Source organism: Clostridium sp. ZBS15, from assembly GCF_023845705.1.
Taxonomy (GTDB): domain Bacteria; phylum Bacillota; class Clostridia; order Clostridiales; family Clostridiaceae; genus Clostridium; species Clostridium aquiflavi.
Genome location: NZ_JAMQHY010000017.1, coordinates 1 through 14,095, shown reverse-complemented (window position 1 = coordinate 14,095; position 14,095 = coordinate 1). Strand labels below are relative to the sequence as shown.

At 26.0% G+C, this 14,095-nt stretch carries 12 protein-coding genes; 3 read left to right on the top strand and 9 right to left on the bottom strand.

What is annotated here, in order from left to right:
* Positions 1-14: 14 nt before the first annotated feature.
* Positions 15-1,121 (top strand): amidase domain-containing protein, encoded by a 1,107-nt coding sequence (locus NG904_RS07690; protein WP_252230859.1) that lies wholly within the window; start codon positions 15-17, stop codon positions 1,119-1,121.
* A gap of 38 nt (positions 1,122-1,159) precedes the next feature.
* Here NG904_RS07690 and NG904_RS07685 read toward each other — a convergent pair whose 3' ends face one another.
* Positions 1,160-1,774, bottom strand: a complete 615-nt coding sequence (locus NG904_RS07685; RefSeq protein ID WP_252212241.1) for a superoxide dismutase — start codon at positions 1,772-1,774, stop codon at positions 1,160-1,162.
* 240 nt (positions 1,775-2,014) lie between these two features.
* On the opposite strand from NG904_RS07685, the gene NG904_RS07680 reads away from it, so the two are divergent.
* Positions 2,015-2,467 (top strand): NUDIX hydrolase, encoded by a 453-nt coding sequence (locus tag NG904_RS07680; RefSeq protein WP_252230857.1) that lies wholly within the window; start codon positions 2,015-2,017, stop codon positions 2,465-2,467.
* Between the two features lie 56 nt (positions 2,468-2,523).
* Here NG904_RS07680 and NG904_RS07675 read toward each other — a convergent pair whose 3' ends face one another.
* From NG904_RS07675 to NG904_RS07640, 8 genes are all read right to left on the bottom strand, one after another.
* Complete coding sequence (locus NG904_RS07675; protein ID WP_252230855.1) at positions 2,524-3,084, bottom strand: NUDIX hydrolase; 561 nt, start codon at positions 3,082-3,084, stop codon at positions 2,524-2,526.
* 218 nt (positions 3,085-3,302) lie between these two features.
* Positions 3,303-4,235 carry a glycyl-radical enzyme activating protein gene (locus tag NG904_RS07670; protein ID WP_252230854.1) on the bottom strand — a complete coding sequence of 311 codons (933 nt, stop codon included), beginning with the start codon at positions 4,233-4,235 and terminating at the stop codon, positions 3,303-3,305.
* Positions 4,236-4,302: 67 nt separating this feature from the next.
* Positions 4,303-6,714, bottom strand: coding sequence for a glycyl radical protein (locus NG904_RS07665; RefSeq protein ID WP_252230852.1), 2,412 nt, complete (start codon positions 6,712-6,714; stop codon positions 4,303-4,305).
* Positions 6,715-6,956: 242 nt separating this feature from the next.
* On the bottom strand, positions 6,957-7,673 hold the full coding sequence (locus NG904_RS07660) for a response regulator transcription factor (RefSeq protein WP_252230850.1): 717 nt from the start codon (positions 7,671-7,673) through the stop codon (positions 6,957-6,959).
* A 192-nt stretch (positions 7,674-7,865) separates the two neighbouring features.
* Complete coding sequence (locus tag NG904_RS07655; RefSeq protein WP_252230848.1) at positions 7,866-9,077, bottom strand: sensor histidine kinase; 1,212 nt, start codon at positions 9,075-9,077, stop codon at positions 7,866-7,868.
* Positions 9,078-9,488: 411 nt separating this feature from the next.
* Positions 9,489-10,832, bottom strand: coding sequence for a TrkH family potassium uptake protein (locus NG904_RS07650; protein ID WP_252212234.1), 1,344 nt, complete (start codon positions 10,830-10,832; stop codon positions 9,489-9,491).
* Positions 10,833-11,046: 214 nt separating this feature from the next.
* A complete protein-coding gene (locus NG904_RS07645; protein WP_252230911.1) occupies positions 11,047-12,828 on the bottom strand; it encodes a M3 family oligoendopeptidase in 1,782 nt (593 codons plus the stop codon).
* A 135-nt stretch (positions 12,829-12,963) separates the two neighbouring features.
* Positions 12,964-13,431, bottom strand: a complete 468-nt coding sequence (locus NG904_RS07640) for a hypothetical protein (protein ID WP_252230846.1) — start codon at positions 13,429-13,431, stop codon at positions 12,964-12,966.
* A 226-nt stretch (positions 13,432-13,657) separates the two neighbouring features.
* Here NG904_RS07640 and NG904_RS07635 point away from each other — a divergent pair, with 226 nt between their 5' ends.
* Positions 13,658-14,047 carry a bacteriohemerythrin gene (locus NG904_RS07635; RefSeq protein WP_252212231.1) on the top strand — a complete coding sequence of 130 codons (390 nt, stop codon included), beginning with the start codon at positions 13,658-13,660 and terminating at the stop codon, positions 14,045-14,047.
* Positions 14,048-14,095: the final 48 nt, after the last annotated feature.

Genomic DNA, 14,095 nt, shown 5'->3' with positions numbered 1-14,095 from the left:
AGAGGTAGTAATATATGTACATATTTAAATTCACTAAATTATCTCTAAAAAAAGCAATTATATTATTTACTATAATTTTAACATTATTTAATATATTTTCATTTAAAAATGCTTTTGCTAGTGACACAGAAGATGAGTTAAAAAAACATATAGAAAATATTTTTTTAATAAAGAGTAGAGCTGTATTAACTCAAGATTTAGATTGTCTAAGAAGTCTATATTGTGATAATACAAAAATTGCTCAATGGGCCTATGAATATGAAGAAAAGAAAGTTAAATATATAAATAACTGGGCAGAAAAGCAAGGAGTTAAGTTTTTAGATATAATACCAAAAATAAAAATTACCAAATGTAATATTGGTGATAAAATATGTTCTTTTTATGTGTTATGTGACACTGAGTATAAGTATGAATATTTAGACAAACCTAATATAATTAACAGTTCTAGAATTGGAACTTCACATTCAATGAGACTCACTAAATATGATGATGAATGGATAATAACAAAAGAATGGTACAATGATCCCTTTGCTGATTCATTAAGTTTAGAAAACATTAAAGTAGATGATATTAAAGAACATATTAAAAATCAGACTTCAAGAGATTTTTCTTCTTTAGATGAGAAACGAAAGAATGCATTAGAATATGCTGAAAAACATTGTGGTGTATCTTCATTAGATGAACATAAATTTAAATACAATAAAAAATATAAAAATTTTAATTGTGAAGGTGGAGATTGTGCAAATTTTGCTTCCCAAGTGCTTCATGAAGGGGGTAAATTTAAAAAAAATTCTGTTTGGAATTATGATAAAGGTAGTGCTACTGGTCCATGGGTAAATGCTGATAAATTTACTCATTATATGTTAAACAGTGGTAGAGCTTCTGTTGTAGCTACTGGTAATTATGAGAGAGTTTACAAAGCCTCTTATAAATTACTACCTGGAGATTTTATAGCTTATGAAAAAAAAGGTCATATAACGCATGTCTCTGTTGTTACTGGTGCTGACTCTAAAGGTTATAGTCTAGTTACTTGTCACAATACAGATAGAAATAATGTCCCTTGGGATTTAGGCTGGAGCGATAAAAAAATGAAATTTTGGCTAATTAGGGTTCACTATTAGATAAAAAAGTAGGCTACGTTAAAACATAGCCTATTTTTTTAAATAATGTAATTTTCGTATAAGTCTTGAACTTTATTCCAATCAATTATATTCCATATATTTTTGACATAATCTGCTCTTAAGTTTTTATATTGTAAATAATAAGCATGCTCCCAAACATCTATACAAAGAATTGGAGTTAACCCATTACTAATTGGACTATTTTGATTTAAGGTTTTTAAAATTGATAAATTTCCATTATTATCTTTTACTAAAAATCCATAACCTGATCCAAACTGACTTATGGCCAAATTAGTTAATTGAATTTTCAAATTCTCTATATCTGCAAATTTGCTATTTATCTCATATAATAAAGTTCCTTCTGGTTTTAATTTAGGATTTGGAGATAAATTATAAAAATATAAGTTATGATTAGCAACTCCTCCACCTTGATTTATTATATCTTGCCTTATCTCTTTTGGAAAAGATTCTACATTTAATAGTATTTGCTCTAAGGTTTTCCCTTCAACCAGATCTGTATGTTTTTCTAATATTTTATTTAAGTTATTAACATAAGTCTGAAGATGTTTATTGTAGTGTATATTTAGTGTTTCAGCATCTATATATGGTTCTAATGCATTATATTCATATGGTAATTTTATTTTATCAAACATGTGTTTCCCCTTTCAACAACAATATTTTGGTTATATTATATTAATATTCTAAAAATTGATTTTAGTTATAAAATTACTCTATTTTCATTTAATAAAATATATAAATTTTAATATTATTGTTTACTTTCTATTCCACACTTCATATAATTATTTAATAATAAATTGATTTCAACTATTATAATCTATAGAATTATAATTTCTTAATATTTGGGTAAATTAAATAAAAAGAGGTTTATAAATATGAAACAAATGACATTTGGAGAAAAACTTAAAGATAAAGAATACAAGCAAAGAATTGGTGCATATGCACTAATCTTTAAAGAAAATAAAGTAGCTGTTATAAAATTGCCAGGTGGATATTTCTTACCTGGTGGTGGTATAGAACAAAATGAAAGTAATGAAGAATGTTTAAGAAGAGAATGTATGGAAGAATTAGGTTGCACAATAAACATAAAAAAATTTGTATGTATAGGTTCTTCTTACAATTGGGGACGTAGATTTAATGGTTATATTCATAGCATTGGTAATTTTTATTTAGCAGATTCATTAAAAAAAGTAGCAAATCCAATAGAAAAAGATCATGAGTTAGTTTGGCTTAATATTGAAGAAGCATATAGCAAAATGTTTTTGGCACATCAAGCTTGGGCTATAAAAGAAGGAGCTATCTTTAAAGAAAATTTATATAAAAAATAGAAATAATATAAAATGTACTATATATTAAAAATGCTAAATATATAGTACACTTTTCTTTAATAAAGCTTTTTTATTTTTTCATTAAATTTATTATAAAGTTCAATCATATCAGGTTCATTTGAATATAAATTAATTTCACTTATAGGAATCCATTTAACACCACTATTTTCATCTTTCTTTATTATAAGTTCCTCATTTTCATCACATTCTAAAACATAAGCTACTGATAAATGTAAATGTGCAGATATATAATTTTCTTTTTTAAAATGCCCTTTAACAGGTAATACATCTAATGATAAAATCTCATTAGTAACTACATTAAAATTTTTAACACCAGTTTCCTCTTGAGCTTCTTTTATTGCAACATTTAGAAAATCACTATCACCATCAGTATGACCACCAGTCCATGCCCATGTATTATATATATTATGATGAATCATTAATACTTTATCTCTGTTTTTATTTACTATGTATCCCGAGCTGGTCATATGAGCCAATGGATTTTCCCTAGTAAGCAAATTATCATATTGATTTATACAGTCTAATATAAATTTTTTATCACTAGCTTCCTGCTTATTATATGGATTATAATTCTCTATTTCTCTAATCCAATTCATTAAAATCTCCCCCCTTTTATATATTATTTTGGTCTATACTTATAGATTCTCCATCTGTTTTTATTGTAACATATCCATCTTTCGTAAGAAATGTTTGCGACTTTATTATTGTTATTACTTAAAAATTCTAATTCCAATAACACAATGATTTATAAAAGCATAGGACTATCTTAAAAAAATTATTTTAAGATAGTCCTATTATATTAAATTAAATGGGGTTAATTGGCTCCAATGTTACATGTTAGTCCTATATCTTCAACAATTTTTTTGAAATTTAACATTACTTCTTTACTTGGGGTATTAATATCATTTTGCATTAAATATTCTTTACCTAAGCAATCATATTTATTTAAACCTAATTTATGATAAGGTAATAAATGAATCTCTGTTATATTGTTTAAGCTTTTTGTAAATTTAGCAATATCTTGTATGCTTTTTTCATCACAATTAAATTGAGGTATAACAGGAACTCTAATAATAGTACTAGTTACTAATTCTGATATTAACTTTGCATTTTCTAGTATTATCTTATTACTAGCTCCAACATATTTTATATGCTTATCTTCATTAAGCGTCTTAATATCTAAAAGTACTAAATCAACCCAAGGTGCTATTTTTTTTAAAATCTCTTTATTTACATACCCTGTGGTTTCTATAGTTGTGTGAATTCCTATGCTTTTACATCCTTTTAATATTTCTAGCGCAAACTCGTGTTGTAATAATGGCTCTCCACCTGAAAGTGTAACTCCACCATTAGATCTTCTAAATTGAGAGGAATCTTTATTTAACTCATCTAAAACTTCTTTAACGCTCATTTCTTTTCCTGAAACAACAAGAGCTCCTGGATAACAGTTTTCTGCACATTTTCCACAACTAATACATTTATCTCTATCTATTCTATTAAGATTATTAAAATCAATAGCATTATATTCACATATGGTTTCGCACTTATGGCATCCTGTACAGTTCTTTATATTAAAAAGTAATTGTTTATTTACATTTTGAGATTCAGGATTGCTACACCAATGGCAAGATAATGGACATCCTTTTAAAAATACTATAGTGCGTATGCCTGGTCCATCATTTACTGAAAATCTTTGTATATTAAAAACAGTACCTATTTTGTTTAAATCCACTTCATTTTTTAGCATAGCTTTTTCCTTTCATAAGAGTATTTATATTTATTTCTATATTTAAAATTTACTTATAGTAACTTATTTATAAATTTTGTTCTGTTCTCTTTATAATATCATCTTGTACGCCCTTATCTAAACAAATAAATTGAGCACTATAACCAGCAACACGTACTATTAAATCTCTATATTGTTCAGGATGTTTTTGAGCTTCAAGAAGAATTTTTTTATCTATTACATTAAATTGTATATGCATACCTTTTCTATCAAAATAGCTTCTTATTAAAGATCCTAAGTTTTTCAACCCATTATCGCCTTGTAGAGAATTTGGATTGAACTTTTGATTAAATAATGTTCCACTTGGAGCTGCAAAATGTTCTAATTTAGATACTGAATTTGCAGCAGCTGTTGGTCCATTAACGTCTGCACCTCTAGTTGGAGATACTCCATCTGCTAAAGGTTTAAACGCACTTCTACCATCAGGTGTTGCACCAACAAGACTACCTAAATATACATTATTTGAAACCGGATATAATCCTGGAATGAATTTTCCTCCACGTTGATTTGTATATTTTAATACTTCTTTACAATAAATAAGTGCACCATCACGTGTAAATTCATCTACTTCATCTATATCATTACCAAACTTAGGAACTCTATTTAAAATTAATTGTTTTATATCTTCATATTCTGCTTTTTTAATTGGATCATCTTCATTTTCACCAAAGTTACTATCAACAGCAGCTTTTAATTTTAATAAAGTAATTTTGTTTTCATCAAATATAAGCTTCTTTATAGCCATGAATGAATCACCAACATTTGCAATTCCAACACCTAAAGGTCCTGAAAAACGATAGTGTCCTCCACCTTCTTGAATTGACTTTCCTGTGCCAATACAATCATCAAGCATAGATGATAAAAATGGAAGTGGTGCCCTTTCAGCATGTGCTATATCAACACAATTATCTGCTGCAACCATATGGAATACAAAATATTCTATTTGTTTTTTATATGCATTTATAAAATCATCTATATTTTTAAATGAAGTAAACTCACCAGTTTCAGGACCAACTTGCTTGCCATTAAGTCTACCATTATTCATAGATAGTTCTAATATCTTTGCTAAGTTAAAGAATGCAGCATCATACCAACCATCAGTTTTTCCAGGCTTTTGAGGTTCAACGCATCCTACAATTGCATAATCTCTAGCATCTTCTATTGTTAAACCTTGATTAATCAAGGTTGGAATAACCACTTCATCATTATAAAATGCTGGCAGACCAGTTCCTAAACGAGTTAATTCACAAGTTCTAATTAAAAATTCATCAGGAGTTTTGCTCCATATTCTAACACAAAGAGATGGTTGTGGTAATTTTAAACTTCCTGTAGCTTCAAGACACATATAAGATAATTCGTTTGTTGCATCTTTTCCATCTGGAGTTTGTCCACCCACAATTAAGTTTTGGAACATAGAATAGCCACTAAAAGCTTTAGTTGTTGTTTCATCACGAACTTTAGTAAGATCATTAAATTTAACCCACAAACAATGAAGAATTTCTGTATTTATTTCTTTAGTTGCAAATTTATTATCAATATCATTCTTATAATAAGGATACATATATTGGTCAAAACGTGCTGGAGATATAGCATGTCCGTTAGATTCTAAGCTAATTATAGCTTGTACAAACCAAAATGATTGACATGCTTCATAAAATGTTTCTGCTGGATTAGCTGGAACTTTGCTACAGATTTCAGCAATTTTTAACAATTCATTTTTTCTATTTATATCTAGTGTTTCGCCTGCTAATTTTTTAGCTAATTCACTATACCTATTTGCATATTTTATTGCTGCCTTACATGAAATTATTATAGAATCCCAGAATACTTTCTTTTTAACATATTCAGGATTGCTTTTATCAGCATTAATTATAGCATTCTCTGTTTCATTTATAATTCCTAAAAATCCTTTTTCTAGTACTTTAGGATAATCTACAGAAATATGACCTAAACCATTAAAATGATAATTAGCCACTGTAAATACTTTTGTATTCATAGCATCTTTAGTTTCATTAGACATATAAGATGTAGCTAATTCACTTACTGTTTTTCCTTGCCAATACTTAAAAACTTCTTTAAGCTTAGATTTTGTTTCTTCTGGAATTTTGAATAAATCTGAAGTTCTTTTCTCAAATTTATCAAATTCATCTACTAACCATTGGTTTGAAAATTCAGGAAAAACTTGACATGATCTAGGATTCTTAGTTAAACTTCCTACAATAAGTTCATTATCTCTAATTACTATAGGTATTTCACTTAGTATCTTCTCAAGAGATTTAGCCTTTCGAATAATTATAGGTTCATTTTCTGTTTCTTTAAATGATTCAGTTAATATTATTGCTCTATCAGCTTCAATACATGGAATTGCTGAAAATATCTCTTCTTTTAATTTTTCTACTCTTTTAGTAGGATTTATAAATCCTTTTGCTAATATATCCATAGTTCTCCCCCTCTTATTACAAGATATTTTATTTTTAAGCTAATCAAGGTAATTTTCCACAAGAATACGTTTACTTATTTTAGCTCAAATAATCTATTTCTTATATACTATAATACAGGTTGACTTAGATATTTTTTAATACTTATGTGTCCAATCGATTATAATATTTTTCCAGTAAATATTATAATCGATGTTTTTTATTAAATTTAAGTAATTATTTAACTATAAGCTATATTTTTATGTCATACTTTTTCTCTATATTCAGATGGCGTAATGCCTTCTTCTTTTTTAAATACTTTGCAAAAATAATTAGGCTCATTGTACCCCATATCAAATGCCAAATCATTTATGCTAATATTAGTTTCTTTTAATACACGTTTTGCTTCTTGTACTCTTATTTGTGTTATATATTTATTAAAATTAACACCCACATATTTTTTAAAGCTCTTACTAAAATATGCTGTACTATAATTCATATACTCTGCTACTTCTTTAAGTGTTATATTTTTTTTGAAGTTTTTTTCTATATAATTTAAAGTTTGATTTAACTTATATTCATTAGATAGATTTTCATCTAAAAGCATACACTCATTATTTTTCATGTATTCATTTAGTATCTCTATAACCTTTTCTGGTTTGATTGGTTTTAATAAATAGTCATCTGCCTTTACTTTTAAAGCCCTTTGTAAAGATTCAAAGTTATCATAAATACTCATTAATACAATTATTTTCTCTTTATAATTTTTCTTTATAATTTTAGTTACTTCAAATCCATCTTTTCCTGGAAGCATAGTATCTAAAAAAATTATATCTGGATTTAAATTATTATTCATGCTAATTACTTCATCACTATTACAAGCTAATCCAACAATACTAATATTTTTTATCTTTTTATATATAATTATTTTTAAAGCTTCAAGTTCTAAAATGTCATCAGAAGCTATTAATACTTTACACATACTAATGCTCTCCCCCCTTTACATTTCCCTGATTTTTTTAATTTTAGACTCTATTTTTAATGTGTGTTGATATATTCTTTAGGTAAAGTTTTCTTGTAATTAGACTATACATTTTAGTATTCCTAATTCCAATTACTAAGTCCTTATTTTGCCTATATACTTATACATATATCAACGTTTTACTAAAAAAATCTATAATGGTAGTTTAAAACTCACATTAGTCCCTATATTTAGTTCGCTTTTTATATTAACTTTATATTCTTTTCCATAATATTTAACGAGAACATTATTAGCATTATATATGCCTGCTCCTAAAGAGCCTTTTTTGCATTTACCATTTAATATTGAAAATAATTCATCTTCAGAAATTCCTATGCCATTATCTTGAATTAAAATAGTAGCATTATTTTCACAGCATTCTCCTTTAATAAAAATAATTCCTCCATCTTTTTTAGGGCATAGTCCATTTAATATTGAATATTCTATAAATGGTAAAAAAATCATAGTTGGTATTTTAATGTGGTTAATTTTTTCATCTATATTAATTTCATATCTTATTCTCTCACCAAATCTAGTTGATTGTATCTTTAAATATGTTTTGATATTTTCTATAGCTTTTTCCATAGAAACTAAGTTACCAATATTTTTAAAGTTATATCTAAATAGTTTTGTTAAAGAATATATCATTTCTTGAGTTTTAGGAGCATCTTCTATTAGTGCAAGACTAGATATTGTGTTTAATGTATTAAGAATAAATTCAAAACTTATAGGTGTCTCCAAAGAATCCAATTCACAAAACTTAAGTTTTTCTTCTAATTCTTTTCTTTCCTGTTTTTCTCTAATAAGCTTTATATTATTAAAGCTTAATTCTTCCTGAATTGAACTAAGTTCAGATTTTTCAACCAATAAATTTACAATTATATTAATTAAAGAATATATTGATTCAATCTTAGAATAATCTATAAATTTTGTGTTATTGAAGTCATTTAATAATTCATTATCATTTCTACACATTTTAGAATAATAATTTGATTTTCTAATTGGTTCAAGCTTATCTTTATTAGTTCTAACTTGTCCAAAAAAAACTGCGCCAAGATAATTACCATTTACAATAATAGGAATAGCAACATCTACTAAACCTGCTGGACATTTAAAAACATATGGTTTTTGTCTTATAGCCGCTTCTAATCCTGCATGCGCATTTGTATCATAACATATTTTCATACCTTCTTTAGTATTTCTAACTTTACTACAAAAATCACAAAAGTTTGAATAATTATTAATTGGATTACCCTTAAAATCAACTATATTATATGCAAGTCCAGTAATTTCAGCTAATCTATCTTGTATTGATTTTAATAAATTAATATCAATTATATCATTTAAATTTTTATTACCAATCATTTAAATTAACCACCTTTTGGTTAGTATATTTTTTTACATTTAATCTTTTTTATTCCACAGCTAATTCTAATAATATTATCCCATATTAATTTATGCTGTCAAGAATTTGATGGTTTTTTACTTTTTTATGTTTTCTTTTGTTTTTTTATCTTTTATTTTATTGTGGAGTTATGTTTCAAAGGTATGTTACATTAACGTTATAATATAAATAAAATATCCAAATTAGTTTTATTTAACAAAAAGCACAAAAAAATAAATTAGTATATTAATACTAATTTATTTTTTGCTGTTTAATTATTTATGACCTTGTGAATAAATACTGTCTGCATCTGATCCACATCTAATATTTTCATCTAATTCAGTGATTCTTATAATATCGTCTTCACTTAACTGAAAATTTAATGCTCATATTTATCCTATTAGTATTTTAGCTTCTGGATATTTATATAAAGTCCTTTTTCTTCTCTTAGTTAATGCTAATGCAACTGTTAAAGGTCCTACTCTTCCTAAATACATCATTATAATTATCATACCTTTACCCATACTACTTAACCTTTGAGTAACTCCTGTAGTTAACCCCACTGTACCAAAAGCTGATGTAGCTTCATATAAAAGTGAAATAAGAGATTCATTAGGATCAGTTATTGTTAATATCATAGTAACAACAATAACTAAAGTCATACCAATAAATAACAATGAAAAAGCTTTGTATACCAATTCTTTTGGAAATCTCCTACCAAAAAGTTCAGTATCTTCTTTCCCTTTTATAACACAAAGAACAGTAAGAATTATCACGCCAAAAGTAGTAGTCTTAAGTCCTCCAGCAGTTGATCCTGGCGATCCACCAATAAACATCAGTATAATGGTAAAAAACTTGCTTGCAGTATGCATTTCATCTATTGGTATACTATTAACCCCTGCTGTTCTTGGCGATACTGATGCTAACAATGAATTAAATATTTTATCTTTTAAATTCATATTACCAATTGTATTTAAATTAGTATATTCTAATGCAAATATGAAAACACCTCCAAATACTATTAATGCAGCAGTAACTAAAAGAACCAACTTAGTGTGACTAGATAATTTTTTTATACCTTTGAAATTATATATTTCAAGTAAAACAGTAAATCCTAATCCACCAATAATAATTAAACTACTAACTGTTAATAATACAACAGGCTTATTATAATATCTTGTTAAACTTTCAAAATTCCCTATTACATCAAATCCAGCATTACAAAAAAAAGATACTGAATGGAAAATGCTATAAAAGCTACCCTTTTTTAATCCAAATTCAGGTACAAATTGTGTTGATAAAATGCATGCGCCTAATATCTGTATTGAGAAAGTAATTCCCATAACATACCTTAACATCTTTACAAGACCTTGTATGCTTAATGTATTCATAGCTTCTTGCATAACTAATCTATTTTTCAGTGTGATTTTTTTACCAAATAGCATAGCTATAAATGTAGCAAACGACATAAATCCTAAGCCACCTATTTCAATAAGTATTAAAATTATTACTTGTCCAGTGCTACTCCAATATGTACCTGTATCTTTTACAACTAAACCAGTTACGCAACTTGCAGACGTAGACGTAAATAACGCATCCAAAAAATTAGTTGATTCTCCCGAAGCTGATGACATTGGTAAAGATAATAATAATCCTCCTATAAAAATTAGTATGACAAAACCTATTGCCAGTATCTGCACAGGATTTAATTTAAATTTATTATTTATTATTGACATAACGATCACTCCACATAATATAGTATTCATATATTATAATATATTTTTTATCATTAATGACCAATTAATATATTATTTAACATAAATATAACGCTATTTTACTACAAAATTTGAACCTTATGGTAAAATAGCGTTGTAAATGTTATACTTCCATGATTAATATTTAAATTTATATGCTTAATTGGTCAATAGCTGACTTTATTTTACATCTAATTTATAATAATTTATCACTAAGTTTCATAAACTCTTCTATGTCTTCTTCTATTGTCTTTAAAGAGTTTTTCCAAAATTCTTTATCATGTATATCTATTCCCATAACTTTTGTTACATCTGCTATTTTATTTTTACCTGTAATTGAAAGTAATTTTTCATATTCATTAGGGAATGACTCTCCTCTTTTTAAGTATTCAGCATATAGCCCTTTAGCAAATAATAACCCAAACGCATATGGGAAATTGTAAAAATTACTATCTGCATAATAATAATGTGGCTTCCAAGTCCACATATATGGATGTAAGTAAGTTTGATCTAATCCATCACCATAAGCTTCTCTTTGAGAATTTAACATTAATTCTTTAATTTTATCTACACTTAAAGCGCTTTCTTTTCTTACTTCAAAAAATGATTTTTCGAATAAAAATCTTGAATATATATCAACTATTACTTGAGTACAATCACTTATTTCAGTTTCTAATATTGATAAGGCCTCATCTTTAGTAGCTTCTTTTATCGCTGCTTTTTTTATTATAGTTTCACAGAAAGTCGATGCAGTTTCTGCTATTGGCATAGGATAATCAGAATTTAATGTTGTTTCATTATTTAAACACTCACCATGAAATCCATGACCTAATTCATGAGCAAGTGTTACAACATCACCAAAACTTTCACCATAATTAAGTAAGAATCTACTTTCACCTATAAAATGTAGATTTTCACAAAATGCTCCTCCTACCTTACCAGACTTTGGCATTACATCTATCCATGCATTATCTATAGCTTTCTTAGCAAAATCAGCTAAGTTATTACTAAAAGTATTGAAATTTTTAATAACAAATTTAGTTCCTTCTTCATAACTAAACTTCATATCAGCATCATTAATCGGTGCATATAATTCATAAAATGGCAATCCATTATTATATCCTAAAATTTTAGCTTTTCTTCTTAAATACTTTCTAAAAATAGGTAAACTTTCTTTCATAGCAGAAATCATAGCATCTAAGGATTCCTCATCCATTCTTGAATCTTTAAGTGTTTGTTCTAATGGAGATTTATATCCCCTTAAATCACATACAGTTAAAACTTCTCCTTTTATTCCATTAAGAGCTGCTACTACCCCTTCCTCAACCTTTTTATAAGAAGCTATTTCAGCCTCATATGCTTTTTTTCTAACAGTTGAATCTTTATCATATGCCATATTTAAGACTAAAGTTAGTGGTATAGATTTAATTTCTCCATTTTCTTCAATTTCTACTTTTAAGTTAGAAATTAGTTTATCCTTAAGTTTAAGCCAAGCATTAGATCCTGTATTTTTCATACTAGCAATTATATTTTCCTCTTTGTCACTAAGTAAATATTTACTATTTTCAATTATATTTTTTAATATAAACTCATGGTCTTTAAGTAATCTTGAATTACTTATAACTTCATCTATATTTTCTATACTACTAATCCATCTTTCTAATTTAGTACTGCTTTCAACAATTTCTGTTAACTTTTTCTCTATAACATCTGAATATTTTAAACCTTCTTTATCTGTAGTGTCAACACTTAAAAGCAAATTTATATATATTGATAATTTACTTGCTAAATCAGTAAATTTAGTAAACTTCTTTATATATTCTTCTAATTTAATTTTTAGGTTTTCTTTATCTAAAGTTATCTCTTTACTCCACTCATTAATATTCTCTATCATATAGTTAAGCGATTCTAAATCACCTTTAAATTCCTCACTGTTAAATGATGAATATATTTCTTTTAAACTCCAATTTAATTCCATTCTCTTTACCTCTACTTCATTATTATTAGCTATGTAAAATTTGCCTAAATCAATAATCCACATAACCATTATATATTGTATCATGTAAATAATGGATTATAAGCTTTTGTTTCAAATTATTCCTCTTTAAATTTATTATATTAATGTTTTTTCAATAGTTCTTATTTGTTTACTTATAGTTTTTATTATATTGCTTAATATTTCATAAGTCTTTGGCTGAGTGTCTTTTGTATTATTTACAAGTCTACCTTGTATATCAACAAATAAAGAATATTTATCTTTAGCTAAATTAAGTGAAAATTCTAAATATTCCCTAACATTATTCACTTTTGGACTATATAACTTATTGTTAAATTCATTTATTAAAAAAGACATTTTATCATAAGTCATAATATCTATTTCTTCAAGTTCTGTATTACTCACTTCATTTCTTAATTCTTCATAATGCTTTATCATTGCATCTAATTGATTAGATAATACTTTTGCTATTACTTTTACAGCAGAATTATTAGTATTTTCATTTACAACACTATTAATTATTATTTTTCTTCTTTCTTCAATATTTATAGCTTTATCAATGATATCAATTCCATTATATCCCATACAATAAATTCCTTTCAATTATATTTTATGCATATAACCACACATACTGTTATTGTTTGCTATGTACATATAATTATATTTTTGTTATAACACTGTTTATTATTTAATGTAATATATTGCATTATAATTAATAATATATATTAACTTAATTTTATAGAAAAATATAAGTTTTCAATGTATAATTATAATATATTATTTATCTAAAGAAAGTTGAGGTTTATTATAAATGTATAAAATGAAAGAAGAATTTAAAACAGGCATTGAATTTATTGATGAACAACATAAAAAACTCTTTGAGATAGCTGATAAAGCATATAATTTACTAACCAATAATTTCACATTAGATAAATATGATTCTGTTGTAAATATTATTGAAGAATTAAAAGACTATACAACATTTCATTTTAAATCTGAAGAAGAATACATGGATAGTATAAATTACAAGCGAAGATTCTCTCAAAAAATCGCACATGAAAAATTCATTGAAGAACTTAATAATGTGGATTTGAAAATTGTGGATGAAAACCAAGATGAAGGTATAAAAAAAATACTAGAATTTTTAAATACTTGGTTAACTGAACATATATTATATAGCGATAAACTTATCGGAAAATAAAAAAATAATACTATAAAGATAACTTAAAATCTTTATAGTATTATTTTT

Bases quoted from the DNA above. Each gene is read 5' to 3' on its own strand.
- NG904_RS07690 (WP_252230859.1), top strand. From the start codon at position 15: ATGTACATATTTAAATTCACTAAATTATCTCTAAAAAAAGCAATTATA.
- NG904_RS07685 (WP_252212241.1), bottom strand. From the start codon at position 1,774: ATGTTTGATAAAATAAAATTACCATATGAATATAATGCATTAGAACCA.
- NG904_RS07680 (WP_252230857.1), top strand. From the start codon at position 2,015: ATGAAACAAATGACATTTGGAGAAAAACTTAAAGATAAAGAATACAAG.
- NG904_RS07675 (WP_252230855.1), bottom strand. From the start codon at position 3,084: ATGAATTGGATTAGAGAAATAGAGAATTATAATCCATATAATAAGCAG.
- NG904_RS07670 (WP_252230854.1), bottom strand. From the start codon at position 4,235: ATGCTAAAAAATGAAGTGGATTTAAACAAAATAGGTACTGTTTTTAAT.
- NG904_RS07665 (WP_252230852.1), bottom strand. From the start codon at position 6,714: ATGGATATATTAGCAAAAGGATTTATAAATCCTACTAAAAGAGTAGAA.
- NG904_RS07660 (WP_252230850.1), bottom strand. From the start codon at position 7,673: ATGTGTAAAGTATTAATAGCTTCTGATGACATTTTAGAACTTGAAGCT.
- NG904_RS07655 (WP_252230848.1), bottom strand. From the start codon at position 9,077: ATGATTGGTAATAAAAATTTAAATGATATAATTGATATTAATTTATTA.
- NG904_RS07650 (WP_252212234.1), bottom strand. From the start codon at position 10,832: ATGTCAATAATAAATAATAAATTTAAATTAAATCCTGTGCAGATACTG.
- NG904_RS07645 (WP_252230911.1), bottom strand. From the start codon at position 12,828: ATGGAATTAAATTGGAGTTTAAAAGAAATATATTCATCATTTAACAGT.
- NG904_RS07640 (WP_252230846.1), bottom strand. From the start codon at position 13,431: ATGGGATATAATGGAATTGATATCATTGATAAAGCTATAAATATTGAA.
- NG904_RS07635 (WP_252212231.1), top strand. From the start codon at position 13,658: ATGTATAAAATGAAAGAAGAATTTAAAACAGGCATTGAATTTATTGAT.